Source organism: Rhodopila sp. (assembly GCF_965277165.1).
Taxonomy (GTDB): Bacteria; Pseudomonadota; Alphaproteobacteria; order Acetobacterales; family Acetobacteraceae; genus Rhodopila.
Window position 1 is genome coordinate 2,100,764 of the sequence record NZ_CBDICE010000005.1, and the last position, 25,240, is coordinate 2,126,003.

At 64.7% G+C, this 25,240-nt stretch carries 25 protein-coding genes; 13 read left to right on the forward strand and 12 right to left on the reverse strand.

All coding sequences use genetic code 11. From position 1 onward, the window contains the following. Window positions 1–45 precede the first annotated feature (45 nt). Window positions 46–1,371 (forward strand): MFS transporter, encoded by a 1,326-nt coding sequence (locus ACQY4Y_RS10395; protein WP_428490472.1) that lies wholly within the window; start codon window positions 46–48, stop codon window positions 1,369–1,371. Window positions 1,372–1,383: 12 nt separating this feature from the next. Beyond that, window positions 1,384–2,079, forward strand: a complete 696-nt coding sequence (msrA, locus tag ACQY4Y_RS10400; RefSeq protein WP_428490473.1) for a peptide-methionine (S)-S-oxide reductase MsrA — start codon at window positions 1,384–1,386, stop codon at window positions 2,077–2,079. On the opposite strand, the gene ACQY4Y_RS10405 is transcribed toward msrA, so the two are convergent. The 5 genes from ACQY4Y_RS10405 to ACQY4Y_RS10425 all read right to left on the reverse strand — a co-directional run bounded on the left by ACQY4Y_RS10405 (window position 2,076) and on the right by ACQY4Y_RS10425 (window position 6,527). After that, window positions 2,076–2,927 carry an SDR family NAD(P)-dependent oxidoreductase gene (locus tag ACQY4Y_RS10405; RefSeq protein ID WP_428490474.1) on the reverse strand — a complete coding sequence of 284 codons (852 nt, stop codon included), beginning with the start codon at window positions 2,925–2,927 and terminating at the stop codon, window positions 2,076–2,078. The two genes, msrA and ACQY4Y_RS10405, sit on opposite strands and share 4 nt — an antisense overlap. Continuing rightward, a complete protein-coding gene (gene msrB, locus ACQY4Y_RS10410) occupies window positions 2,924–3,334 on the reverse strand; it encodes a peptide-methionine (R)-S-oxide reductase MsrB (RefSeq protein ID WP_428490475.1) in 411 nt (136 codons plus the stop codon). The genes ACQY4Y_RS10405 and msrB overlap by 4 nt, the downstream gene beginning before the upstream one ends. A 200-nt stretch (window positions 3,335–3,534) precedes the next feature. Then, window positions 3,535–4,464: an LLM class F420-dependent oxidoreductase gene (locus ACQY4Y_RS10415; RefSeq protein WP_428490476.1), complete on the reverse strand. Its 930-nt coding sequence runs from the start codon at window positions 4,462–4,464 to the stop codon at window positions 3,535–3,537. A 59-nt stretch (window positions 4,465–4,523) separates the two neighbouring features. Then, window positions 4,524–6,008 carry an aldehyde dehydrogenase family protein gene (locus tag ACQY4Y_RS10420; RefSeq protein WP_428490477.1) on the reverse strand — a complete coding sequence of 495 codons (1,485 nt, stop codon included), beginning with the start codon at window positions 6,006–6,008 and terminating at the stop codon, window positions 4,524–4,526. A gap of 57 nt (window positions 6,009–6,065) precedes the next feature. Next, window positions 6,066–6,527 carry an SAM-dependent methyltransferase gene (locus ACQY4Y_RS10425; protein ID WP_428490478.1) on the reverse strand — a complete coding sequence of 154 codons (462 nt, stop codon included), beginning with the start codon at window positions 6,525–6,527 and terminating at the stop codon, window positions 6,066–6,068. A 251-nt stretch (window positions 6,528–6,778) separates the two neighbouring features. Between ACQY4Y_RS10425 and ACQY4Y_RS10430 the strand changes: the two genes are divergently transcribed. The 6 genes from ACQY4Y_RS10430 (at window position 6,779) to ACQY4Y_RS10455 (ending at window position 14,212) form a co-directional block, all read left to right on the forward strand. Beyond that, a complete protein-coding gene (locus ACQY4Y_RS10430; RefSeq protein WP_428490479.1) occupies window positions 6,779–8,035 on the forward strand; it encodes a DUF2325 domain-containing protein in 1,257 nt (418 codons plus the stop codon). A 36-nt stretch (window positions 8,036–8,071) separates the two neighbouring features. Beyond that, window positions 8,072–8,764 (forward strand): molybdate ABC transporter permease subunit, encoded by a 693-nt coding sequence (modB, locus tag ACQY4Y_RS10435; RefSeq protein ID WP_428490480.1) that lies wholly within the window; start codon window positions 8,072–8,074, stop codon window positions 8,762–8,764. After that, window positions 8,761–9,840: a molybdenum ABC transporter ATP-binding protein gene (gene modC / locus ACQY4Y_RS10440; protein WP_428490481.1), complete on the forward strand. Its 1,080-nt coding sequence runs from the start codon at window positions 8,761–8,763 to the stop codon at window positions 9,838–9,840. The genes modB and modC overlap by 4 nt, the downstream gene beginning before the upstream one ends. A gap of 64 nt (window positions 9,841–9,904) precedes the next feature. Further along, window positions 9,905–12,256, forward strand: a complete 2,352-nt coding sequence (locus ACQY4Y_RS10445) for a xanthine dehydrogenase family protein molybdopterin-binding subunit (RefSeq protein ID WP_428490482.1) — start codon at window positions 9,905–9,907, stop codon at window positions 12,254–12,256. Then, window positions 12,253–12,594, forward strand: a complete 342-nt coding sequence (locus tag ACQY4Y_RS10450) for a hypothetical protein (protein ID WP_428490483.1) — start codon at window positions 12,253–12,255, stop codon at window positions 12,592–12,594. The genes ACQY4Y_RS10445 and ACQY4Y_RS10450 overlap by 4 nt, the downstream gene beginning before the upstream one ends. 112 nt (window positions 12,595–12,706) lie before the next feature. Further along, a complete protein-coding gene (locus ACQY4Y_RS10455; RefSeq protein ID WP_428490484.1) occupies window positions 12,707–14,212 on the forward strand; it encodes an aldehyde dehydrogenase family protein in 1,506 nt (501 codons plus the stop codon). Window positions 14,213–14,242: 30 nt separating this feature from the next. Here the strand turns inward: ACQY4Y_RS10455 and ACQY4Y_RS10460 are convergent, their stop codons facing one another. Together ACQY4Y_RS10460 and ACQY4Y_RS10465 are read right to left on the reverse strand one after the other, a co-directional pair. Continuing rightward, entirely contained in the window at window positions 14,243–14,800 is a 558-nt protein-coding gene (locus ACQY4Y_RS10460) for an HNH endonuclease (protein ID WP_428490485.1), read from the reverse strand. A 239-nt stretch (window positions 14,801–15,039) separates the two neighbouring features. Beyond that, the gene (locus ACQY4Y_RS10465; protein WP_428490486.1) at window positions 15,040–15,687 is read right to left on the reverse strand and encodes an alpha/beta hydrolase; all 648 of its coding nucleotides are present in this window, start codon (window positions 15,685–15,687) and stop codon (window positions 15,040–15,042) included. A 44-nt stretch (window positions 15,688–15,731) separates the two neighbouring features. Here ACQY4Y_RS10465 and gluQRS point away from each other — a divergent pair, with 44 nt between their 5' ends. Next, complete coding sequence (gene gluQRS, locus ACQY4Y_RS10470) at window positions 15,732–16,574, forward strand: tRNA glutamyl-Q(34) synthetase GluQRS (protein WP_428490487.1); 843 nt, start codon at window positions 15,732–15,734, stop codon at window positions 16,572–16,574. Here the strand turns inward: gluQRS and ACQY4Y_RS10475 are convergent, their stop codons facing one another. Beyond that, the gene (locus ACQY4Y_RS10475) at window positions 16,575–16,772 is read right to left on the reverse strand and encodes a hypothetical protein (RefSeq protein ID WP_428490488.1); all 198 of its coding nucleotides are present in this window, start codon (window positions 16,770–16,772) and stop codon (window positions 16,575–16,577) included. Between the two features lie 161 nt (window positions 16,773–16,933). Here ACQY4Y_RS10475 and ACQY4Y_RS10480 point away from each other — a divergent pair, with 161 nt between their 5' ends. The 4 genes from ACQY4Y_RS10480 to ACQY4Y_RS10495 all read left to right on the forward strand — a co-directional run bounded on the left by ACQY4Y_RS10480 (window position 16,934) and on the right by ACQY4Y_RS10495 (window position 21,099). Beyond that, the gene (locus tag ACQY4Y_RS10480; RefSeq protein ID WP_428490489.1) at window positions 16,934–17,995 is read left to right on the forward strand and encodes a molybdopterin-dependent oxidoreductase; all 1,062 of its coding nucleotides are present in this window, start codon (window positions 16,934–16,936) and stop codon (window positions 17,993–17,995) included. A gap of 63 nt (window positions 17,996–18,058) precedes the next feature. Continuing rightward, window positions 18,059–19,171 (forward strand): extracellular solute-binding protein, encoded by a 1,113-nt coding sequence (locus ACQY4Y_RS10485; RefSeq protein WP_428490490.1) that lies wholly within the window; start codon window positions 18,059–18,061, stop codon window positions 19,169–19,171. Between the two features lie 24 nt (window positions 19,172–19,195). After that, the gene (locus ACQY4Y_RS10490; RefSeq protein ID WP_428490491.1) at window positions 19,196–20,251 is read left to right on the forward strand and encodes an ABC transporter ATP-binding protein; all 1,056 of its coding nucleotides are present in this window, start codon (window positions 19,196–19,198) and stop codon (window positions 20,249–20,251) included. Beyond that, complete coding sequence (locus tag ACQY4Y_RS10495; protein ID WP_428490492.1) at window positions 20,248–21,099, forward strand: ABC transporter permease; 852 nt, start codon at window positions 20,248–20,250, stop codon at window positions 21,097–21,099. Before ACQY4Y_RS10490 ends, ACQY4Y_RS10495 begins: the two co-directional genes overlap by 4 nt. Here the strand turns inward: ACQY4Y_RS10495 and ACQY4Y_RS10500 are convergent. The 4 genes from ACQY4Y_RS10500 to ACQY4Y_RS10515 all read right to left on the reverse strand — a co-directional run bounded on the left by ACQY4Y_RS10500 (window position 21,089) and on the right by ACQY4Y_RS10515 (window position 25,200). After that, window positions 21,089–22,267, reverse strand: coding sequence for a vWA domain-containing protein (locus ACQY4Y_RS10500; protein WP_428490493.1), 1,179 nt, complete (start codon window positions 22,265–22,267; stop codon window positions 21,089–21,091). The two genes, ACQY4Y_RS10495 and ACQY4Y_RS10500, sit on opposite strands and share 11 nt — an antisense overlap. Then, window positions 22,267–23,112 (reverse strand): AAA family ATPase, encoded by an 846-nt coding sequence (locus tag ACQY4Y_RS10505; RefSeq protein ID WP_428490494.1) that lies wholly within the window; start codon window positions 23,110–23,112, stop codon window positions 22,267–22,269. Before ACQY4Y_RS10505 ends, ACQY4Y_RS10500 begins: the two co-directional genes overlap by 1 nt. A 150-nt stretch (window positions 23,113–23,262) precedes the next feature. Beyond that, the gene (locus tag ACQY4Y_RS10510) at window positions 23,263–24,327 is read right to left on the reverse strand and encodes a ketopantoate reductase family protein (protein ID WP_428490495.1); all 1,065 of its coding nucleotides are present in this window, start codon (window positions 24,325–24,327) and stop codon (window positions 23,263–23,265) included. Window positions 24,328–24,372: 45 nt separating this feature from the next. Continuing rightward, the gene (locus ACQY4Y_RS10515; protein ID WP_428490496.1) at window positions 24,373–25,200 is read right to left on the reverse strand and encodes a phytanoyl-CoA dioxygenase family protein; all 828 of its coding nucleotides are present in this window, start codon (window positions 25,198–25,200) and stop codon (window positions 24,373–24,375) included. Window positions 25,201–25,240 lie beyond the last annotated feature (40 nt).

Consider the following 25,240-nt stretch of genomic DNA (forward strand, 5'->3'; position numbering starts at 1 on the left):
ATGGTGAGCGCGCCGTCGAGAGCAGCGCCGGCACGGAGGATGGGAATGGGACAGACCGCTGCGGCTGCCGGGTGGGGGTGGGTTCGCGACATCACGCGCTATCAGTGGATGGTGTTCCTGGTTGCCTGGCTGGGGTGGTCGCTGGACAACACCGATTTCGGTCTGTTCGCCTTGGTATTAAGGCCGGCGACGATCGAACTGCTGGGCGGTCATCCAACCGCCGCGGATATCGGGCGGGTCGGCGGCCTGCTGAGCATGGTCGGGTTGCTGGGCTGGGCATTCGGCGGCTTCGCATTCGGCATTATTGGCGATTACTTTGGCCGGGTCCGAACGCTGATGGTCAGTGTCGCCGTGGTTGCGGTGTTCACCGCGCTGCAAGGCTTTAGCCAAAGCACTCTGACGTTCGGCATCTGCCGATTCATGACTGGCGTCGGCACCGGGGCGGAGGTCATTTTGGGCATCCCGCTGGTGGCCGAGGCGTTCGCTGACATTCATCGCGCTAAAGTGCTGGGTATCATGATGACCGGTGGCGGCTTCGGCAGCCTGATCGGTGGGCTGCTTTATGCCTTGGTCGGACCGTATGGGTGGCGCTACGTCATGTTCGCCGGTGTGCTACCGGCGATCATTCTGGTGCTGCTGCGCCGCGGTCTCGACGAACCCGAGCATTACCAGGCGGTGGAGGCTCGGCGCCGGGCAATCCGAGCGCAACGGGAACAATCGCTGGCGGATCAGGATTACATGCGGTTCACTCCGGCCCAGTTGTTCACGCCGGCGCTGCGCTACAGCACCTTCATCGGGGTGCTGTTCTGCCTGGGCACTTTGCTGGCGATCTGGACCAGCGCGATATGGCTGCCGACCATCCAGGGCCAATTGCTGGCGCTTCAGGGCATCACTGGGCCGGCAGCGGCACCGTTCATCGGCCATGGCATGATGTTGTGGGGACTGGGCGGGATCATCGGCTATGCCACATTCGGCTTCATCGCGGATGTGGTAGGACGGCGCAGCACGATCATCTTCTATAATGTCGGGACGATCGCAGTCGGGCTGTATATGTATCTGTGGGTCGATACGTATGACCTTTATCCCTATCTGTTGCCGGTGTTCGGGTATTTCGTGTTTGGCGTGTTCTCGGGTCATGCGGTCTATTTGCCTGAGCTGTTCCCAACTCATGTGCGGGCAACGGCGGTGTCGTTCTGCAACGGAACCGGTCGGGTGATTACCAGCTTTGGACCGCTGGTTGCCGGATTGCTGGTCGGCGCGATGGGCGGGTCGTTCACCAAAGCCACCGCGGTGATCACCTGTTTCGCCGGGCTTAGCATCATCGCGGCGCTGTTGGGTCGGGAGACGAAGGATGAGATACTGCCGGAGTGAAGGAGAGTAAGCATGCTGAAGGTTCTGGCTACTGGCCCGCTGGCGTTGCTGCTGACCATGGGTTTCGCCCAGGCGGCTGATGCGCCGCACGTCTTGCCGGCCCCGGCGGTGGACGCGCCGGCGGTTCATGCCCCTGGAGCGCGGACGGCGGTATTTTCCGGCGGCTGTTTCTGGGGCGTGCAGGGCGTGTTCGAGCACGTGAAGGGGGTGACGCGGACGGTGTCGGGCTACACCGGCGGCCATGTCGTCAATCCTAATTACGAACAGGTCAGTTCGGGCGACACCGGCCACGCGGAATCGGTTCAGGTGACGTTCGATCCGGCCCAGGTGAGCTATGGCAAACTGCTGCGGATCTTTTTCTCGGTGGCATTGGATCCGACGCAAAAGGACCGCCAGGGCCCTGACTGGGGCAGCCAGTATCGGTCCGAACTGTTCGTGGATGGGCCCGAGCAGAAGCGGATCGCGACGGCCTACGTGGCCCAGCTTGACGCGGCGCACGCGTTCAGCCGTCCGATCGCAACTCGTATCGATCCAGCCGGTCCGTTCTACCCGGCCGAGGCGTATCACCAACATTACCTCGACCTGCACCCTGACGCGGCCTACATCGTGATCAACGACTTGCCGAAGGTGCAAGCGCTGCGGACGTTGTTTCCCGAGTGGTGGCAGCCGGCGCCGGCCAAGGTAGGCAAGCTGGCGTCGGGGGATTAAAGCCGCAAAAAGGTTTCAAACGAGGCCTTGTAGTCGGGGTGCCAGCGGGACAGCGGCGGGCGATTCTGGGTGATGTCCTGGGTGGCCCATAGCATGCGCTTGTTGTCGATCGCGCGCGTGACGTCGTTGTCCGGGCAGATGATGTAGAAGTCACCCCGTTCCATGCCTTGCAGCAGCATCTCCACGACCTGGTCCGGGGTCCATGCGCCGGGCGGCTTTTCGGTGCGGCCGCCGCTGGTCATGCCGGTGAAGGTCGAACCAGGCACCAGCAGATGAGCACTTATGCGGGCGACTTCCTCGTTGCGCAGGCTGTGGGCGAGCGCTTCGGTAACGACCTTTATGCCGGCCTTGCTGACATTGTAGGCAGTGTCGCCGGGCGGGCAGGTGATGCCTTGTTTCGATCCGGTGTTGATGATGGCGCAGGGCTTTCGTTGCGCCAACATCGGTGGGGTGAAGGTCTGCACGCCGTTGATCACACCCCAGAGGTTGACCTCGAGCACGGTTCGCCAGCGCTCGATGTGGTCGTAGGGGCCACCGCCGGGTGCGGTGCCGGCGTTGTTCATCAGCACAGCGACCTCGCCGAACCGGGCGTAGGCGGCGTCGCGCAGGGCCTGAACGGAGTCGAGGCAGCTGACGTCGGTGGGTACGGTCAGCACCGCGTCGGGACCGCCGGGCGCGGCGGCGGTGACTTGTTCGGCGGCGCGGCGCAACGCCTCGGGCGACAGGTCGGCGAGGCAGACCTTGAGACCCATGCTGGCGAAACGGGTTGCGGCGGCGAGCCCGATACCGCTGGCAGCGCCGGTGATGACCGCGACGCGGCCGCGAGCGAGGGCAGGGTGCTCGTTCATGCCGGGTCCGGTGTGAAATTCATTGCGATTCCGTTGATGCAATAGCGCTGGTGGGTTGGCGGCGGCCCGTCGGGGAAGACGTGTCCGAGATGGCTGCCGCAGGTGGCACAGTGAACCTCGGTGCGGATCATTCCGTGGCCACGGTCAACCGTGGTTTCGACCGAGCCTTCGATCGGGTCGTTGAAGCTGGGCCAGCCGGTGCCGCTTTCGAATTTCAGCTTGGTTTCGAACAAGGCAGTGTCGCAGCCGGCGCATGTGAAGCGGCCGTGGCGTTTTTCGGCGAGCAGGGCGCAGCTTCCGGGCGCTTCGGTGCCGTGGGCTCGCATTACGTAGTATTGTTCGGGGGTCAGCAGGCGGCGCCATTCGCCATCGCTATGGGTGACGGGATAGGTTTTCTCCAGCATCATCGGTCTCCTGTGGGCTGACCGACGCTACATCGGTTCGACACATCGGCGCTACAAGCGGCCAGCGGCTCGGTTATCCGGCAGGTGGGTCGCGATGTAGCAATGGCCATAGAGCTGTTGGGAGGACTGGCGTTTCTTCGATCCGCCGGATCGCAGCGGATTTTCGCAGATTTCGGCTATTTGCCGGCGGCCTGACCGGCGGATCACCTGAAACGCGGGATGACGTCCGATGCGAGCAGTTCGAGCGTTTCAGTGTCGTTCTTGAAGACGCTGCTGATCAACGTGTCGACGCCGGCGTCCTGATATTGTCCGATAAGATCGGTGACGCCAGCCACCGTGCCGGCGAAGCCTGGAAACGACTGGGCGACGTCAAGGCGGCGGCGCTTCGCGGCCAGCGCCGCCTCGTCGGGCGCCAGCAGGAAGCTGATGATGTTGGTCTTCTCGATTGCCTGATAGGGCCGCTGCTCGGCCTCGCAGTGGCGGCGGAGGATATCGAACTTGTGCTTCACTCCGGCCGGGTCGCCGGACACGTTGCAGGCGTCGGCCAACCGAGCGACGACGCGCAAGGTGAGTTGCTCGCCGCCGCCGGCGATCATGATCGGGGGATGCGGCCGCTGCGCCGGCTTCGGTTCGAGGATCGCGTCCTGGACGTGGAAATACTTGCCATCGAAGCTGGTGCGCCGATCCTTCCACATCGCCAGGATCAGCCGGACGGCTTCCTCCAACTGGCGGATGCGTACCGCCGATCGTTCGGGGAATTCCCAGCCGTATTGGCGATATTCGGTTTCGAACCAGCCGGCACCGATCCCCAGCGTGAGCCGGCCGCGCGAGATCAGGTCGACGCCGGCGGCGATCTTGGCGAGATGCGCCGGGTTGCGGTAGGCGACCGAGGACGCCAGGGTGGCAAGTCGGATCCGGCTGGTCACCGCGGCAAGGGCCGATAGCGCGGTCCAGCCCTCGATGAACGGTTCGTCCGCCGCCCCCACCGGCGGGATCTGGATCAGATGGTCCATCACCGAGAACCAGGTGAAGCCGTGGTTCTCGGCCCACTGCGCCTTGGCCTTGAGGGCGTCGAACGCGTCTGCCGGGTCGGGACCGAAGACAAACGATGGGTTGTGGATGCCAAACTTCATCAGCAACCTCCTGTTGATCGCTATGCTTCAACGTTCCGACCCGACGCGGCGTTCCGGGTCTAGTCAGTCTTGATCCAGACCGCCTTGACGTTGAGGTATTCTTCCAGGTGCTGGACGCCGGATTCTCGGCCGTAGCCGCTCATTTTGTAGCCGCCGAACGGCACTGCAGGGTCCATCGCCTGGTAGCAGTTGATCCAGACCGACCCGGCGCGGATGGCTTTCGCCAAACGGTGTGCCTTGCCGACGTCGCGTGTCCAGACGCCGCTGCCGAGGCCAAACTGGGTCTGGTTGCCGCGCTGGATGACTTCATCGATGTCGGTGAACGGGATGGCGGAGATCACCGGGCCGAAGATCTCCTCCTGCGCAATCCGCATGTCATCACGTACGTCGGCGAACACTGTCGGCGGCACGAAGAAGCCTTTTGCCATCGCGCCGTCGGTCAGCCGCTCGCCGCCGGACAGCGGACGGGCACCCTCTTGCCGACCGATGTTCAGGTAGTTGGTTACGCGGGTCAGTTGTTCTTGTGAAACCAGCGGGCCAACCTGTGTCTGCGGGTCGATGCCGGCGCCGACGCGCAGCGTCTTGGAGAAATCGGCGACGCGGCCGACGAATTCGTCGTAGATCTTCTTTTCCACGAACAGCCGGGTGCCGGCACTGCAGATCTGTCCGGTATTGGCGAACACCGCCATTCCCGCGCCTGGCACGGCCTGCGCCAAGTCGGCATCGGCGAACACGATGTCGGGCGACTTGCCGCCGAGTTCCAGCGATACCCGCTTCAGATTTCCCGCCGACGCCCGGATGATGGACTGCCCGGTGAGGTGCGATCCGCTGAACGCGACCTTGTCGACATCGGGATGCTCGGCCAGCGCGGCACCGGCGGTTTCGCCCATGCCCGTCACGACATTCACAACCCCGGGCGGCACCCCGGCTTCCAGGCACAACTCGGCCAGGCGGAGTGGAGTCAGCGGGGCTTCCTCGGCGGGTTTCAGCACCACGGTGCAGCCGGTCGCCAACGCCGGGCCGATCTTCCAGATCGAGGCCGTCAGCGGGCCATTCCAGGGGATGATCGCGCCGACCACGCCAATCGGTTCCTTCAGGGTGAAGGACACGATCTCACCCGGCAGCGAATTCTCGATAGTTTCGCCGTGCAGCGCGGTCGCCATGCCGGCATAGAACCGCAGCATGCCAACGGCACGTGCCCTGTTGGCGCGCGTGCGGGTGATCGGGGCACCCATATCGAGCGTGTCGAGGGCGGCGAATTCCTCGATGTCGCGTTCCACCAGGTCGGCGAGCTTCAGCAGGATCGCCTGGCGCTGGGCGGGCTTGAATTTGCTCCATGGGCCGTTGAAGGCTTCGCGGGCAGCGGCGACCGCGCGGTCGATGTCCTCGGCGTCACCTTCGGCGACGCGGGCAAGGACTTCGCCGGTTGCCGGATTGTGGGTTTCGAAGGTCTTGCCGGACGCGGCTTCCAGCCATTTGCCGCCGATCAGCATGCGTTTGGCTTTGCCATCCAGGAACGGATGGACCTGTGTCATGACGTTCATCGTTTGCAACTCCATACGCTATTCCTTTACGGACATAGCGCGGGCGGCGCGAAGAGTCTATCCGGGGGGCCTGCGATCCGGCTTGAGATCTATCAACGGCGTGCCATCCAGGCAGTCCAGGCCTCGGACTTTCAGCGTGGCGCCATCGATGGCAACCAACGCGACGACGGAGGACGCGATCGGGTTGGGTCGCACCGGAGACCGCAGGGCGAAGCTTCCGGTGGTCTGGCCGGTGCGGATCGGCGTCTGCAGCACCAGATCGCGGCGGGCGCGGTGCATCCAGTACAGCACCTGGATACGCGGATGGTCGGCGAGGTCTGTCAACGCCTGCTGCCAGCGTGGATCAATGACGATCGAACAGATTGGGCCATCGAGGGTGCCACGTTTGGGGCAGGCACCGCGGGCGCGCCAGGGGGTATGGATGGTGCCGATGAAGAACACCCCGGCATTGGTGTCAGGGGGAAGCACGACCGCGACTTCCCCCGCGCGAAGCTGGTTGTCGTCATCTGGACGGGACATGGGCGGACGGTGGCATCCGCGGCGCGCCCCGTCCAGGGGGCTGTGAGGCCGCTATAACGCGGCGGTGACGGATTTTACCTTGGTGTAGTTGTGAAACACCTCGGCGCCCATCTCGCGGCCCTAGCCGGACTGTTTTCGGCCGCTCCGTGCTTGGCAGATGCGGCGCGGTGGGCCAATATCGTTGTAGCCAATTAAATACTACGATGCGGCTTTAGCGAACGCGAGTCGTTATATCCAGGTGGGATTAGCGTATGATAACCAGGGGACCCGCGCCGTCGATCGCGATCAAGACCAGCCCGGTGCTGTCGCGCCCGCTTGATCTGAGCGCTATCCCGCCGACGCTGGTCAGGCGCCAGGCGGCACCTCGGCGCACGAAAATCTGGGAGTTCAACACCAATCTGCACTGCTCGATCATCGGCACGTGTCTGTCGACCGCTGAACTGCGGCAGGTGTTGCAGAAGCTCGGCATGGCGTCCGCCGGCTGCACCGATCATGAATTGCATGGCGTCGCGGTTGGAGTGGCGGGACGTCACGACGACGCCGCTCGGCGGTTGCACAAGTCGCTGGATCATCGTCACAAGCTGGCGGTCAGTCAGTTTGCCAAAGCCAGCACCGAGGACGCGGTGCGTGGGTTGTGGCGCGATGGCGTGAGGCGTGGCGACATTCCAGGCGCCTATTGGGCGGTGCTGACGCACCCACTGACCAGTCAGGACATCGTGCGGGAGGCCTTCGGCGAGGTGCATATGCTTTCGCACCTCATCGGATCTGCAAACCGGGCGGACATCAGAAGACTGTGTCAGTTGGAGGCGGAGAAGGCGGTGCTGGAGGCCAAAGTCGGGCGTCAGCGGCAGGCGCTGCATGAGGCGGTGGTGACCCGTGATGAGCAGATCCGGCAACTGCGGCAGGCGCTGACCGAACGGATCGTTTCGGCAGAGGCGACCTGTGCGCCAACCGACGATGCGGCGTTGCACGGTGTGATTGCCGACACCGAGCGGCGCCTGGCGGTCGAGACGCGTCGGCGGATCGCACTGCAGGAAAGGCTGGCCGTGACGCAGGCCGAACGCGATGGCGAACGCGCGGGCCGTGTCTCGGCGGAGCGGACGGGCGTGGCGTTGCGCCAGGAGGTCGATGCGATCGAAGCCTCGCTGGGGGCGCCCCCGGAGAACCTGCCAGCGTTGCGGCTGGATGGCATGGTCCTGCTCTATGTTGGCGGCCGTCCGAACCAGGTCGCGCACCTGCGGGCGATGGTCGAGCGGTTGGGCGCGGAGTTGCTGCACCATGACGGCGGGGTCGAGAACCATCAGAATCTGCTGCCCGGACTGGTCAGCCGGTGCGATTTTGCGCTGTTTCCGGTGGATTGCATCAGCCACGACGCAGCCGGCATGGTGAAAACTTTGTGCCGGCAGGCGGGCAAGCGATTCAGTCCGTTGCGGTCGGCCAGCGTGACGTCGCTGTTGGCTGCGCTGCAGGCCCGGGAAATGGCAGGAATCGCCGAAGCCGCCGAGTGATTGTGACCGCTGTGTTTTCGCGGCTATACCGTGACCATGAGGATGCTGTCGGCGGAGGAGTGGGAGGCGGTCCGGCTGACGCTGGCGGTTGCCGCGCGGGCGGTCGGGTTCGGATTGCCGGTGGCGGTGCTGTCGGCCTGGGTGCTGACGCGCTTGCGTTTTCCTGGACGAGCGGTGCTGAACGCGCTGGTGCATCTGCCGATGGTGCTGCCGCCGGTGGTCACCGGCTGGCTGCTGCTGATCGTGTTCGGTGTTCGCGGCCCGATCGGGTCGCTGCTGCAGGAATGGTTTGGCGTCCGGCTGGTTTTCACCACGGCGGGGGCCAGCCTGGCCTGCGCGGTGATGACGTTTCCGATCATGGTGCGGTCGATCCGACTGTCACTCGAGTCGATGGATCGCGGACTGGAACAGGCAGCCCAGACGCTGGGCGCCGGTTGGCTGGACCGGCTGGTCAACGTGACCTTGCCGCTGGCATCGCCCGGCATCCTGGTCGGCGGCGTTGTCGGATATGCCACGAGCCTGGGTGAGTTTGGCGCGGTCATCACGTTTGCCGCCAACATTCCGGGACAGACACAGACTTTGCCGTTGGCGATCTACTCCGCGCTGCAGGTGCCGGGCGGGGAATCCAAGGCGGCGGAGTTGTCGATGGTCTCGGTGCTGCTGGCGCTGGTCGGGCTGCTACTGTCGGAGTGGCTTAGCAAGCGTCTGAATGCCGTGCTGGGGCGATGACTTTTTCTGTTGCGTTACGGCATCGCTTCCCCTTGATTCAGATCGACGTCGGCTTCGAGGTTCCATCGCCCGGTGTGACGGCGCTGTTCGGCCCCTCCGGCTCCGGCAAATCGACCATCATCAATGCCGCCGCTGGCTTGTTGCGGCCGGACGCTTGTCGCGTAGCGGTCGATGGCACGGTGCTGGCCGACACTCGTTCGGGCGTGTGGCTGGCACCAGAGCGGCGCCGCGTCGGGCTGGTTTTCCAGGACTCGCGGCTGTTCCCCCACATGTCGGTGAAGACCAATCTACGGTTCGGCATGCGCCGGGTCGCGCCGGGCGCGGTCCGCTTCGACGAGGTGGTCGAACTATTGGGGATCGGGCGGTTGCTGGACCGTCGCCCGAACACGCTGTCGGGCGGCGAGCGTCAGCGGGTGGCGATCGGGCGGGCGTTGCTGGCGCAGCCGCATCTGCTGCTGCTGGATGAGCCTTTGGCAAGCCTGGACAACGAACGCAAGGCGGAGATCCTGCCGTTCCTGACGCGGCTGAAGACAGCGCTGCGGCTGCCGGTGCTCTATGTGACCCATTCCCTGGATGAGGTTGCCGGGCTGGCAGATTCCCTGGTGCTGATCGAGGCGGGGCAGGTGATCGGCTTTGGTCCGGTGTCGGAGGTGGCCTCGCGTGCCGACCTGCCGTTGGCTCGGCGTGACGATGCCGGCGGCCTGTTGCTTTGCCGAGTGGACCAGCACGACACGTCTCGCGGGCTGACCAGACTGCTTGGCGGCGGCGTGGAGCTGTGGGTGACCTCACTCGATATGCCGCTGGGGACGGACTGTCGGGCGCGGATTCCGGCCCGCGAGGTGATCCTGGCGGCGCGGCCGCCGGAGGCGATAAGCCTGCACAATATCGTTCCCGGCACAGTACGGCAAATCGCCGATGACCCGGCCCGCCGATCGGTTGTCATCGAGATTGGTCTGCCGGACGGCGGACTGTTGTCGCGGGTGACGGCGGACGCGGTGGCGCGACTGGAGCTGGCGCCCGGGCGCCCGGTGCTGGCGTTGATCAAATCGACATCGATCGAGGTATTGGGGATGTAGGTTGCGCTCGGTCGCTATATCCGGTTGGATATCGCGTTATGGCTGTTGTGGAAGCTTTGCCCTGATGAATGCGCCATTCGATCCGTCGCTGCTGACGGCCCAGAAGTTTGCTGTCGGCCAACCGGTATCGCGCAAGGAAGATCCGGTGCTGCTGCGCGGCGAGGGCCGCTACGCCGATGATCTGAACCGGCCGCACCAGTTTTACGCGGTGATGGTGCGCAGCCGCATGGCGCATGGGATTATCCGCGACATCGATGCCGCGGCGGCGCGCGGAATGCCTGGGGTGCGCGCGGTGATCCTGGCCGAGGACCTCGACACCGCCGGCGTGCGTGACATGCCGGCGGCGGCGGCGAAGCACCGCGATGGTTCACCTACGCCACGTCCGTCGCAACGACCGCTTGCTGCCGGCCGGGTGCGCTATGTCGGCGAGCCCATCGCGATGGTGGTGGCGGACACCAGCAAGTTGGCGAAGGATGCGGCGGAGGTGGTGTTCGCCGACATCGACCCGTTGCCCGCGGTGACGACAGCGGCCGAGGCGGCCGCGGCCGGAGCATCGTTGGTGCATGACGATGCGCCAGGAAATATGTGTCTGGATTTTCATTTCGGTGACGCTGAAAAGGTGTCCGCGGCATTCGCCGAGGCAGCCCATGTCACGCGACTATCGCTGCGCAACAATCGGGTGGTGGTGTGTCCGATGGAACCGCGATCGGCGATCGCGGAATACGACGCGGATCAGGATCGCCTGGTCTTGCGTCTGGGATGTCAGGGGGTGTTCGGGCAGCGCACGCTGTTGAGCGGCATCATGGGCGTGCCGGTCGAAAAGATGCATATCCTGACCGGCAATGTAGGCGGGTCGTTCGGGATGAAGGCCTCGGCCTATCCGGAGTACGTCTGCTTGCTGCATGCGGCGCGTTCGTTGGGTCGGCCGGTCAAGTGGACCGATGAACGTTCCGAAAGCTTCATGTCCGATAGCCATGGACGAGACCATGAAATGGTGGCGGAGCTGGCGCTGGACGCAGGCGGAAAATTCCTCGCGGTGCGGGTGACCGGCTACGGCAACCTGGGCGCCTGGCTGAGCAACGCGACGACGATTCCGCCAACGCTGAACGCGGTCAAGAACATCGTCGGTGTCTATGCGACGCCGCTGATCCAGGTATCCACGAAGTGCATGTTCACCAATACCACGCCGGTGGGCGCCTATCGCGGCGCCGGGCGGCCGGAGGGCAACTACTACATGGAGCGGCTGGTCGAAACCGCGGCCCGCGAACTTGGGATCGATCGGCTGGAGCTGCGGCGGCGTAACCACATCCGGCCGGAGCAAATGCCCTACAAGGCACCCTCGGGAATGGTGTACGACGGCGGCGAATTCCCGGCTATCATGGACCGGGCGTTGCGCGCCGCGGATTGGGACGGCTTTGCGGGCCGCCAGGCTGAATCGCGGGCGCGCGGCAGGATCCGAGGCCGCGGCATCGGCCACTACCTTGAGGTCACGGCGGACGCTGGCAACGAGATGGGCGGCATCCGATTCGGGGATGACGGTCACGTAACGATCGTCACCGGGACGCTGGATTACGGGCAGGGACATGCCTCGCCGTTTGCCCAGGTGCTGGCCGCCCAGCTTGGCGTGCCGTTCGAGCGGATCAAGTTGCTGCAAGGCGATTCGGATCAGCTTGTGGCGGGCGGGGGAACCGGTGGTTCGCGTTCGATCATGCAGAGCGGCGGGGCCATCGTCGCGGCGAGCGAGCTGGTGATCGAGCGCGGCCGGCAGGCGGCGGCGTTTTTTCTGGAGGCGGCGATGGCCGATATCGAGTTTTCTCGGGGGCGGTTCAGCATCGTCGGCACGGATCGCAGCATCGGGATCATGGACCTTGCGGAACGGTTGCGGCTTCAGGTCGAGTTGCCGGACGGAATGCCGCGCACGCTGGATGTCAGTCACGTCTTCAAGGGAGTGCCGTCGGCGTTTCCGAACGGATGCCACATCGCCGAGATCGAACTCGATCCCGATACCGGCGTGGTGGAGGTCGTCGGCTACACGACGGTCAACGACTTCGGCGTGCTGGTCAATCCGATGCTGGTGGAAGGTCAGGCGCATGGCGGTATTGCACAGGGTATCGGTCAGGCCTTGATGGAGAGGGTGGCCTATGACGAAGACGGTCAGTTGATCACCGGGTCGTACATGGACTACGCGCTACCCCGAGCAAATGATTTCCCTGGCCTCGGGTTCGAGAGCCATCCGGTTCCGGCGCGCACCAATCCATTGGGGGTCAAGGGCTGCGGAGAGGCGGGATGTGCCGGATCACTGCCGGCGGTGATGAACGCGGTGGTCGATGCGCTGGCGGAGTTTGGCATCGACCATATCGACATGCCGGCGACACCGCATCGCATATGGCAGGCCATCCAGGCGGCACGGCCATGATCGAGGCAACGGAATTGATCAGCGTGCTGGCCTCGCCCGATGGCACCCGGCTTCGGCTGCGGATTCGTGACCAAGATGGCCGCACGGTCTCGTTTACTTTGCCGGCGTGTTGGCTGAGCAGCATGCTGAACGCGCTGCCCCGGTCCTCGGGCGCCGATCGGGTGCATCCGCTGGATAGCTGGAACATGGATCGCTCGGGTCAGGACCTGGTGCTGACGCTGCGCACGGCGGACGGCCAAGAAGTTTCATTTGCAATGAAGCCGTGGCAGGTCGAGGGGATGGCGACGATCGCCACGTATGGCGGTTCGGGGCGGACCTTGGGCACGACGATTCATTGAGGCTGGTCATTGAGGCTGGACGTCATTGGTCGTCGACTCGATCGACAACGCCCGCACCTGGAACCGGGCGCTTGGATCGCTATGTCGGCTTAAACAGGTAACGGAGGATCCCATGTCGATCACCGAGCAGAGCCGTCCCGCCTCAGCGGGCAAATCGCGGCAGGCGCGTATGCTGATCGATGGTGCCTGGGTGGATAGCGCCTCGGGTGCGACGCTGATGGTGGAAAATCCGGGGCGCCGCACGCCGATCGCCTCGATCCCGCGTGGTGCCAAGGAAGACGTCGATCGCGCGGTGCGCGCCGCCGAGAAGGCGTTCCCGGGCTGGAGCAAGGTGCCGCCACGCCAACGCGGGCGGTTGTTGGGTCGGATCGCGGAGGCGATGGAGGCCCGGATCGAGGAGATGGCGCGCGCCATCGCCGAGGAGACCGGTAACGCACTCCGCACCCAGGCGCGGGCGGAGGCCACGTTATCGGCCGATATATTCCGGTATTTCAGCGGTTTGGGTGGTGAATTAAAGGGCGAAACGATCCCGCTCGGTGACCAGGTGCTGAGCTACACACGGCGCGAACCGCTCGGCGTTGTCGGCGCCATCATCCCTTGGAACGCGCCGGTGCTGCTGGGCGCCCTGAAGATCGCCCCAGCGCTTTGCGCGGGCAACACGCTGGTGCTGAAGGCTGCCGAGGACGCGCCTCTGGGTGTGCTGCTGATGGCGGAAATCTGCCAGCAGTTCCTGCCGCCTGGCGTGCTGAACGTGTTAACCGGACTGGGTGAGGAGTGCGGAGGTCCGCTAGCGCAGAATCCGACCATCGGGAAACTTTCTTTCACCGGGTCCACCGAGGTCGGCAAGGTCATCATGCGTGCGGCGGCCGAGCGGATCGTTCCGGTCTCGTTGGAGCTCGGCGGCAAGAGCCCGTCGATCGTTTATCCCGACGCGGATGAAGACTGGGTGGTGGACGGGGTGATTGCCGGCATGCGCTTTACCCGGCAGAGCCAGTCTTGCACGGCGGGATCGCGGCTGTTCCTGCATCAGGACATCTTCGACAGTTTCCTGGAAAAACTGACCGCCAAGACCCAGGCGCTGAAACTGGGCGATCCGCTGGACGAAGCCACCGACATCGGCGCCATCATCAACGAGAAGCAATTCCGCAAGGTGTGCGGCTACGTCGACGACGGTTTGCAGCGCAAGGACGCGAGGTTAGTATTTGGCGGGCTGCCGCCGAAGGACGGTCCACTCAGCAAGGGTTATTTCGCGGTTCCCACGGTGTTTGCGGATATCTCGAACGACTGGCGGCTGGCGCGGGAGGAGATCTTCGGTCCGGTGCTGGTGGCGATCCCGTGGAAGGACGAGGACGATGCGATCCGCATGGCGAACGACAGCCATTACGGTCTTGCGGCTTATGTCTGGACGCACGAGATCGGCAGCGCGCTGCGGGCCGCGCACGCGATCGAATCCGGTTGGGTGCAGGTCAACCAAGGGCTGGGGCAGCAGCCCGGGCATTCCTATGGCGGTTACAAGCAAAGCGGCATCGGCCGGGAGTTCTCGCTGGAGGGGATGCTGGACAGCTTCACCCAGCGCAAGAATGTGACGGTGAACATGAACGTGCCGAGACGGGGGTAGCTGAGGCCGAGCCCGATGGCCCCGCCCTGCCTATGCTTCCAGGTCGGCGTCCCAATACAGGAAGTCGAGCCATGTGCGGTGCAGGTTCTCGCGGGATACGTGCCACTTCGCAGCCTCATCGATCTGGTGCGGCGTCGGTTCAGCCGGGGCGCAGCGCAGGCGCAGGCCGCTTTGTTTCAGCGAGCGGCTGCCCTTGAACAGATTGTCCGCCTGGCAGCAGGTCACGACGTTGTTCCAGGTGGTGATCCCGCCCTTCGAGCGCGGCACGATGTGATCGAACGTCAGGTCCTTCGCCGGCAGCGTGTCGCCGCAGTATTGGCAACTGAAGCGGTCGCGCAGGAACACGTGGTAACGCGTGAACGCCACCTTGCGGCGCTTGTGGAAGCGCTTCAGCGCCACGACCGATGGGATCGGGAAGGCCCGGCGCGTCGAATGCACCTCGACATCGTAGTTGATCACCGGATTGACGCGTTCCTGCAGCACCGCGACGAGGGCGTCTTGCCAGGACCACACCGATAGCGGGCCCCAGCTCAAGGGCTGCATATCGGCGTTAAGCACCAGGGTCTGAAGGTTGGGGATGTGGCTCACCGGCCGCCCCCAGCGCGAAAAAGGCGGTGTTTCAGGCCTGGGTAAGGCACTTTGTTCAGCACCAGATCGGGAAACTGCGGTCCGCCGAACGGCAATAGCGACTCCCTTGCAGGCGGAGCGCAATACCTTCGGGTTCAGCTATCGTACGGTGCGCCGCCGGAAACCTAAGGGTTTTATGACAGAGCGCCAAGCGCGCCGCAACCCGAGATGCCAACGTTGTTGCCGACTTCATTGTTTCGTCATGCAAATCCTTTCTGCAAGGCAAGCGCACCCAGCGAAATTCCGTTGTCGTCGATGCCGTGACCGAGGCGCGGGATGTAGTGCGCGCCCACCGGCACGGCCGCTGCCGTCAGCGCGGCCTCGGCGTCGTGCGAGCGGGATACCGGCACGGCCTCATCGGCTTCGCCGTGCACCAGCAGGACGGGTGCGCGGTTCGCAAGCTCGGCGGCCAGGCTGTCGGGGGCGACCAGTGCACCGGAAAATCCCAGGATGGCGCGCGGGGCCACGGGGCGACGCAGTCCGGTGAACAGCGACATCATCGCCCCCTGGCTGAAGCCCATGATCGCGTAGGCTTCGGGCGGCAGGTCGAGCCGGGCCAGTTCGGCATCGATGAAGCCGTGCAGATAAGGGGCGGCGGTGCGAACCCCGGCCTCGACCACCGGGGGCGAGCGATCGGCGACACTCCACCATTGACGGCCGAAGCCGGAATCATGGGAGAACGGCGCGTGGACCGAGGCGAACAGGGCATCCGGGCAGGCATGTTGCCAGGCCGGTGCGAGATCGATCAGGTCGAACGCGTCGGCGCCTAGTCCGTGGCAGAGGATGACCAGTTGGCGAGGCTTAGCCTTGGAGGCGGGACCCCAGTGGATCGCTTCGAGCGTGGGCATGATGCAGTCTCCCGGTTGGGTGGCGACAGAGGTAGCTGTTCTGGATGATTGTGACACGCTTCGCGCCCAGCCCGACGGGCCATCTGCATCTTGGCCACGCGTTCTCGGCGTTCAATGCATGGCGGCGGGCGCGAGCGGCGGGCGGGCGGTTTCTGCTGCGGCTGGAGGACATCGATCCGGGCCGCTGCCGCCCCGAATTCGGGGCTGCGATCCAGCGCGACCTGGGCTGGCTGGGCCTGACCTGGGACGAGCCGGTCCGCGTGCAGTCCCGGCACCTGGCGGAGTATCAGGCGGTGTTGGACGGGCTGGCGGAACGCGCGCTGGCGTATCCGTGTTTCTGCACCCGAGCGGATATCGCGCGCGAGATCGCCGCCTCGGCGGGAGCGCCGCATGGGCCGGATGGGGCGGTGCTGTATCCGGGGACTTGCCGGTGTCTGTCATCGTCGGAACGGGCGGATCGTATCGCCGCCGGTGAGCGGTTCGCGTTGCGGCTGGATATGCAGGCGGCGCTGCGATCGGCGCCGTCGTATCCGGCGCTGTGGTATGAGGAGGACGGCGAGGGGCGTATCGCGTGCCGCCCCGAATGCTTTGGCGACGTGGTGCTGGCGCGCAAGGATGCGCCGGCCAGTTATCATCTGTGCGTGACGCATGATGACACGGTGCAGGGCGTGACGCTGGTAACCCGTGGCGCCGACCTGAAGCCGGCGACCGATCTGCACCGACTGTTGCAGGACCTGATGGGCTGGGCGCCCCCGCGCTATGCGCACCACCGCCTGCTCACCGATACGGCGGGCAGGCGGCTGGCGAAGCGAGACAAGGCGATGACGCTGGATGCGCTGCGCGCCGAGGGGGTTTCGGCGCGCGCGATTATCGAGCGGTTCGGATGATCACCAGTAACGCCAATGGTTATGTTCCCAGTGGCGATGACGATAGTGATGATGGTTCCAGTAATAATCCACCTGAGTGACGGCGGGATGGGACGGCGCGACGTGGATCGCGGCAACCGTGGGGGCGGCCGAGGCGCCAGCCGCGGTCAGGGCGGTCAGGCCGCCGAGTGCCACGGCCGCGAGAAGCATTCTACGCATTGAGACGACTCCTTATTCAGCAACGATGAGTTTGGTGTCGGATTCGGACATAACCAAGACAACATCTGGGCATCATTGGGACAAGGGATTACATCTGTGACAGATTCGCATACACAAGCAACTGCCGGGACGCAGGGTCGTTGATCGGCCGGAGGGCCGCCATGCCGGGTCTGATCGTCCGATCTGAAACGCCGTTCAATGCAGAAACGCCGCTTCACCTGTTGCGCGACGTCTTCACCACGTCGCAGCGCGATTTTTACGTCCGCAGCCATGGCTCGGTGCCGAACCTTAACGAGGAAACCTACCACCTGGCAGTGCGAGGCCGGGTCGATCGGCCGCTCGATCTGTCGTTGGATCAACTGCGGTCCGACTTTCCCCGGCGGGCGGTGATGGCGGTGATGCAGTGTGCGGGCAATCGCCGGGCCGATCTGCACGAGGTGCGCCCGGTGATGGGCGACCCATGGTCGGCCGGGGCGATCGGCAACGCCCTATGGGGTGGGGTTTCGCTGGTCGATGTGCTGCGTGCCGCGGGCGCCGAGACCGATGCCGGGCTGCATGTTGCCTTCGATGCCTGCGACAGCGTGGCGGAAGGTGGCCGCTTTGGTGTCTCGATCCCGATGACCAAGGCGCACTGTCCCGACGTGGTGCTTGCCTTCGCGATGAACGACGAGGCGCTGGCGCCCGAGCATGGGTTTCCGTTGCGAGTTGTGGTGCCCGGATTCGCGGGGGTGCGCAGCCCAAAATGGCTGGCTGCGATCACGGTCCAGGACGCTGCCTCGGACAATGCCATGCAGCAAACCGATTACAAGATGCTGCCGCCGAAGGTGACGCGCGACACGGTGGATTGGGCAGAGGGAATCACGATCAACGAAATGCCTTTGAATTCCGCCATTTGTGTCCCGGCTGACGGAGCCGATGTGAGGTCCGGGCCAGTGCCGGTGCGCGGCTATGCGATGGCCAGCGGGCGCGGGATCGAGCGCGTCGATGTCTCGGCCGATGGCGGGCGAAGCTGGGTCCAGGCCGCATTGCAGCGCCAGCCCGAGGCGCCGTGGAGCTGGACGTTCTGGGAGACCGAGATCGTTCTGCCGGCGGGTGAGCATGAACTTGCGGTGCGGGCGTGGGATTCGGCTGGGCAGACGCAGCCGGCGGCGGCCGAGGATGTCTGGAATTTCAAGGGATATTTGTGCGCGGTGTGGCACCGGGTGCGGGTCCAGGCGGGCTAGGCGCTTCCGGGTTGGCCGGCTTGCATTGTAGCATCACTGGATGCAATCCGGAGGTTTCCAGGGATGGGTCCGACAGCGCTGATGCCTCGGTGGCTGACGATCTTCCTGATCATGGCGTTTCCGGTTTCGGCGTTACCGGCCTGGGCGCAGGACCGCGTCGTCAACATCTACAACTGGACCGACTATATCGATCCGTCGGTGCTGTCGGAGTTCACCGCGCAAACCGGGATCAAGACTCGCTACGACGTGTTCGACAGCCTGGAGACGCTGGAAGCGAAAATGTTCGCCGGTCATTCCGGATATGACATCGTGGTGCCGAGCAACGAGCCGAGCTTTTCTCGGTTGATCAGGGCTGGGGCGTTGACGACGATCGACCGGGCGAAGGTCCCAAACTGGAAAAATCTGGACCCGGCGTTGATGCGGCGCGTCGGGTCCTCGGACCCTGGCAATCGGCACGGCGCGATCTATCTCTGGGGGTCGATCGGGCTGGGGATCAATCCGGACCGTATTCACGCGCTGGCGCCGGATGCGCCGGTCGATTCGTGGTCGCTGCTGCTGGATCCGGCCTGGGCGAAGCGGGTGGCACCTTGCGGGATCATCATGATGGATTCGGCGATCGATGTGATTCCCTCGGTGCTTCGCTACCTTGGGCGTAACCCGGACGGTTCGTCCCCGGACGATCTGGCCGCCGTGCTGAAGGTGCTGATGGCGATACGTCCGTATATACGAGAGTTCGCCAGCGGCGGCGCGCTTGAAGCGCTGGCGACTGGTCAGGCGTGCCTGGCGCTGGACTACTCGGGCGATGTCGATCAGGCGGGGGTGCGGGCGAAACAGGCCGGCAATGGTGTCGACGTCGAGTATGTGGCTCCGAAGGAGGGATCGGAGATCGGCTTCGACATGCTGGCGATCCCGGCCGATGCGCCGCACCCGGACGCAGCGCTGGCGTTCATCAATTTCGTGCTGCGGCCCGACATCATGGCGCGGATCACCGACGCGACGCGCTATCCGAATGCAATACCGGCGACGCGGGCATTGGTGCGACCGGCGTTGCTGGACGATCCGAACGTATTTCCGACGGATGCGATACAGAAGCGATTCTTCACCATCGGGCCGTCGGCGCCGGCCGCGGATCGGGCTCGGAGCAGGCTGTGGGCGCGCTTCAAGGCTGGCAGCTAAAGGCTTGGACGGTTCTGCGCCGGCATGAGCGACTTGCTGACCGTCTCGGGGCTGACGGTTCGCTATGGGACCGCGCTGGCGTTGGACCGTTTGACCCTGACGGTGGCGCGCGATGAGTTGTTCGTTCTGCTGGGTGGGTCCGGGTCTGGCAAGACGACGCTGTTGCGGGCCATTGCCGGGTTTGTGCGGCCGTCATTGGGACGCATTCTGCTGGATGACGTCGATCTGACCGGCTTGCCGCCGCATCGGCGGCCAGTGAACATGATGTTCCAGTCATACGCGCTGTTCCCGCATATGACCGTTGCCGCGAATATCGCATTTGGACTGCGTCGGCGCGGTGTTTCCCGCGTGGACATCCGCCGCCGCGTCGAGGCGATGCTGGCACTGGTGCGCCTGGAGGGCTTCGGCGATCGCCGACCAGAGGCGTTGTCGGGAGGCCAGCAGCAGCGCGTCGCTCTGGCTCGGAGTCTGGCACCGAGTCCACGGCTGCTGCTGCTGGATGAGCCGCTTTCGGCGCTCGATCAGGCGCTGCGGCGGGACACCAGGGCGGAACTGGTGCGGCTGCGGCGTTCGCTGGGGATCAGTTTTGTTCTGGTAACGCACGACCAGGACGAGGCGCTGGGCGTGGCGGACCGCATCGGGGTGATGCGTGACGGCCGCATGGCTCAGGTCGGCACGCCGGTGGAGTTGTACGAATCGCCGGCGGATCGTTTCGTGGCGGGGTTTCTGGGAGCGGCAAATATTCTGCCCTGCGTGGTGGATGGTTGTTCGGTCGCCTTGCCATCGCTCGGCGTCGCGGTGCGTTCGGCTCGGCCGGGCGTGGCGGGACCGGGATTGCTGGGATTACGAGCCGAACGTCTGCGGATTGGAGAACAGGGGCTGGTCAATCAGGTGGTTGGGGTGGTGGCCGAGAGCGCCTATGCCGGCGACGCGCTCTCGGTTCTGGTCCGCCTGGCGGATGGGTCGGTGCTGCGGGTGAACCGGTCGCTGACCGATGGGCTGGGAGCGGCGGCGGTGGAATCGGGGGTAACGGTGCGGGTGGGCTGGCAGCCTGAGGCCTGCATGCTGCTGCCGGAATGACCGGGGTTTCGCGCTCGCTGTCGCGGGGGCGTTCCTGGGTGCTGGCGCTGCCGGTGGCGTGGTTGATTGTGCTGCTTGGCGCCCCGCTGGGGATCGTTGTGCTGATTGCCTTCGCGGTGCCGGCAGATAGTGTGCCGCCGTACAGCCTGGGTTTCAGCCTGGACAATCTATGGCTGGTGGCGAGCGATCCGATGTATCGCGATGCGTTGGGGCGCAGCGTGCGCGTCGCCGGTATTTCCACCGCGATCTGCCTGGTGATCGGATTTCCCATGGCGCTGGCCATCGCCCGGGCCGCGCCGCGGCGGCAGAATGCCTTGCTACTGGCGGTGATGCTACCGTTCTGGACCGGCTTTCTGATGCGGATCAATGCCTGGATCGGGCTGCTGGCCGATGATGGGTGGATCGTGCGCCTGCTGGGGGTTTCGCATCTGCTGTATACCGATGCCGCGATGTATATCGGTATCGTCTATACATACCTGCCGTTCATGGTGCTGCCGGTGTACGCGCGGTTGTCGCGGCTGGACCCGGCGCTGATGGAAGCGGCGGCAGACCTGGGTGCCGGGCCGTGGCGGGTGCTGCTGCGGGTGATCCTGCCGTTGTCGCTGCCCGGCATCGCGGCGGGGTCGGCTCTGGTGTTCGTTCCGGCGATCGGGGAATACGTGATCCCGGCGCTGCTGGGCGGCCCTCAGGCGCAACTGGTCGGGATGGTGCTGTGGCAGGAGTTCTTCGCCAACCGCGACTGGCCGACGGCTTCCGCGGTGGCAGTGGCGTTGCTGGTGGTGCTCGTGGTGGTGCCGGTCGTCGCAGCGCGGGTGTTCGGCTGGACGCGGCGGCGGATCAGCGGCTGAGTTCGCGGGTCATCTCGTCGATGCCGTTCACAGTCAGCGGATACATCCGGCCCTGCATCAGGTCGTTGACCATGCTGATCGAGCGAACATGTCCCCAGCTTTGGCGGGGCGTCGGGTTGAGCCAGGCAGCGTGGCGATAGTGCGAGGACAGCCGATCCAGCCAGACGGTCCCGGCTTCTTCGTTGTAGTGCTCGACCGAACCACCCTGCATGGTGATCTCGTAGGGGCTCATGGCAGCATCGCCGACGATGATCAGCTTGTAGTCCGGGCCATAGGTGCGCAGCAGCTCCGAGGTGGGGATCACCTGTTCGAAGCGGCGGCGGTTGTTCTTCCAGACTTTTTCGTATGGGAAGTTATGGAAGTAATAGTATTCCAGGTGCTTGAACTCGGTCTTGGCGGCCGAGAACAATTCCTCGGTCAGGCGGACATGGTCGTCCATCGATCCGCCGACGTCGAGGAACAGCAGCACTTTTACGGTGTTGTGCCGTTCCGGCACCATCTTAAGATCCAGGGTGCCGGCGTTGTTGGCGGTGGATCGGATCGTATCGGGGATGTCGAGTTCCGTGGCGGCGCCTTGCCGGGCGAAACGCCGCAGCCGGCGCAGCGCGATCTTCATGCCGCGGGTGCCGAGTTCGACGCTATCATCCAGATCCTTGTAGTCACGTCTGTCCCACACCTTCACCGCTCGGCGGTGGCGTGATTCGTCCTGGCCGATGCGTACGCCCTCGGGGTTGTAACCGTAGGCGCCGAACGGCGAGGTTCCGGCGGTGCCGATCCATTTCGAGCCGCCCTGGTGCCGGCCTTTTTGTTCCGCCAGCAATTCCTTCAACCGTTGCATGATCGCTTCGAAGCCGCCGAGCGCGTGGATCTTCGCCATTTCCTCCGGCGATAGCAGTTTCTCGGCTAGCTTGCGCAGCCATTCCTCGGGCAGGTCCTGGACCGCTGTGCCTTCCGGCGGTTCAAGGCCTTTGAAACAATGGGCGAAGACCCGGTCGAACCGGTCCAGGTGACGCTCGTCCTTCACCAGCGTGGCGCGCGCCAGGAAGTAGAAATCATCGACGCTGTAGTCCGCCACGCCCGCCTTCATCGCCGCCATAAGGGTCAGGTATTCGGTGATCGAGGCCGGCAATCCGGCGGAGCGCAGGGCGAGGACCAGATGCGAGAACATTATCCGCCCCGGCGCGCCAGGAAGGCCAGGCGCTCGAACAGATGGACGTCCTGCTCGTTCTTCAGCAGCGCGCCGTACAGCGGGGGGATCACCAACTGCTTCTCCTTGCTGCGCAGCGCCTCGGCGGGCAGGTCTTCGACCATCAGCAGCTTGAGCCAGTCGAGCAGTTCCGAGGTGGCGGGCTTTTTCTTCAGTCCGGGCACGTCACGCACCTGGAAGAACACGTTCAATGCTTCGCGGGTCAGATCCTTGCGGATGTCGGGGTAATGGGCTTGCACGATCCGTTCCATGGTCTCGCGGTCGGGAAAGCGGATGTAGTGGAAGAAGCAGCGGCGCAGGAAGGCGTCGGGCAGTTCCTTTTCGTTGTTCGAGGTGATGATCACCACCGGGCGGGTCTTGGCCACCACGGTGTTGCGGGTCTCGTAAACGAAGAACTGCATCCGATCGAGTTCCAGCAGCAGGTCGTTGGGGAACTCGATGTCGGCTTTGTCCACCTCGTCGATCAGCACGACGGTCTGGCGGTCGGCGTCGAACGCGTCCCACAATTTGCCACGCACGATGTAGTTGCCGATGTCGTGCACCCTGGGATCGCCGAGTTGGCCGTCGCGCAGGCGAGACACGGCGTCGTATTCATACAGACCCTGTTGTGCCTTGGTGGTGGACTTGATGTGCCACTCGATCAGTGGATGTCCAAGCGCCTCGGCAACTTCGTGGGCGAGGACGGTCTTGCCGGTGCCGGGTTCGCCCTTGACCAGCAACGGCCGTTGCAGCGTGACGGCGGCGTTGACCGCCACCTCCAGATCGCGCGTCGCGATGTATCGATCGGTGCTTTTGAACCCGGCCACGCGCAGTTCCTATAACGGTTTGCCGGATTGTCGGGGGAATAGCGGCATTCGGCAAGCACAGGGTCGTGCCGGTTGGCCGCGGCGATAACGCGGACGGTGTTTCACCGGCAAGCGGACAGCCGACACGATCCCGAGGTCGAGTCGGCCAGGTTAGCTGTTCAGCAGGACATTCTCCGGCCGGGGCGGGATTTCACCGCGTTCGACGCGAAGCACCTGACGGGTCAGCATCTCGTGGGTCGGGGCCTGCATCCCGACCCTGTTGGCCTCGCTGGCGATGAAGCCATTCATGAACTCGATTTCGGTGCGGCGGCGCTTTTCCATGTCCTGGGCCATCGACGGGCGCTGGTAATCGCTGCGTTCGGCCTGGCCGGCGCCACCTTGGGTCATCAGGCGCTCGATTTCACCGTACGCGACCGAGTCACCCTGGGTCGCCTTGACCAGCATCTCGAAAGGCAATGCTCCGACCTTGCCGAGCCGGTACCCGAGCTTTTGCCCAACGAGGACCGACTCGCCGGCCAGTTGGATGCAGACGCGGCGGACCGCGGAGTGATTGTCGCGGGCATTGCCGCCCATGCCGGTCGCGGCCGACACGCCATTGCGCATGCCGTTGACGCACAGCTTGGTCCAGCGCTCACCCCATAGATTGTCGGTCGCCTTGGCGGCATCGACGCTTGACATGATCTCGGCGATGGCCTGCGAGCGCTTGGTGATCTTGCCGCTGGGTTCGCCGATGTAGAACGAGGTGATATCGGCCCGCTTGGCGTATCCGCGCCTGATGTGGCCCGGCTGGTAGAGATCGACGCCGACGCCGCCGGTAACGATGCAACCCAGCGTTCGGCCCCAGCCGACCACGCCGGCGACGCGTTCCTCATTGATGCAATTCTGCATCGAAACCACGCAGCCCGAAGCCGACAGATACTGCCGGATCATCGTCGTCGCCCATACCGTGTCGTACGACTTGACCGACACGAAGGCGATGTCGATCGGCTTCTGCTTGGCCAGGTTCTGCACCTCGGTCAGGTGCATGGCGTTGACCTTGACGGTCATCCGTTCGGCCGGCGTCATGCCGTAGATTTCCAGGCCGTGCGCCTGCATCTGGGCGACATGGTCCGGCCATGGATCGACCAGTGTCACGTCGTGGCCGGCCGCGGTCAAATGAGCACCGACATAGCCGCCGACTGCTCCGGCGCCGATCACCGCGATACGCTTGGACATGTTCTGGTGTTCCCTTTGACCTTGTTGCAACCCCGACCGCGAACGTCAGGCACGCATCTGTTTGCCGGTCTCCCGCATCAGGATCGCCGCGTGGGCGCCGGTCACCATCTGATGGTAGGCCACCGCGCGCGGCGACATATCGGCATCCGGTCGCTGTTCGGGTTCGAAATGGCCATGGCGGTCCTCACCGCGCACCAGGGTGGCGTGGTCGTGCGATCCGGCGACCTGGCGCACCGTTGTCGGGATGTAGCGAATGGCGAAGCCGATGCGGCGCAGATCGGACGGATTGGGGTCCGATCCGTGGATCAGGCGGACGTGGTGCAACGACATCTCGCCGGCGGCCAGCGGCAGCATCGCCGCCTGGCGTTCATCAACCTCGACCATGACCTCCTGCCCGCGGCTGAGAAGGTTTTCAGGCCGGAAGGTATCCTGATGCGGGACCTGGTCCAGTTTGTGGGTGCCGGGGATGACCCGCATCGCGCCGTTGGCCGGTGTGCTGTCGGACAGCGCCACCCAGGCGGTCACCACATCGGCGGGATCGAGGCCCCAATAGGTCGAATCCTGATGCCACGACACGAAGCCGGGGTTTCGAGGTTCCTTGATGAAGAACGAGCTTCCCCAGCACAGGATGTTTGGACCGATCACGTCCTCGACCGCGTCCAGGATGGCGGGATGACGGACCAGATCGTTCAGCCAGGTGAACAGCAGATGCGACTTGTGGCGCAGCGGCCCTGCCAGCGTGCCGGCGCCTGCCTCGAAGGCCTCCAGTCTGGCGCGCAGGGCATCGGCTTCGCTGCGCGGCATCACCCGGATCGGGGCATAATAGCCTTGTTCCTGATACTGGCGGATCGCCGCCTCGGTTAACATCTTCATGGTCGACCCTCCCGGCCCCGCGCTGGCTGTTGCCGCGAGC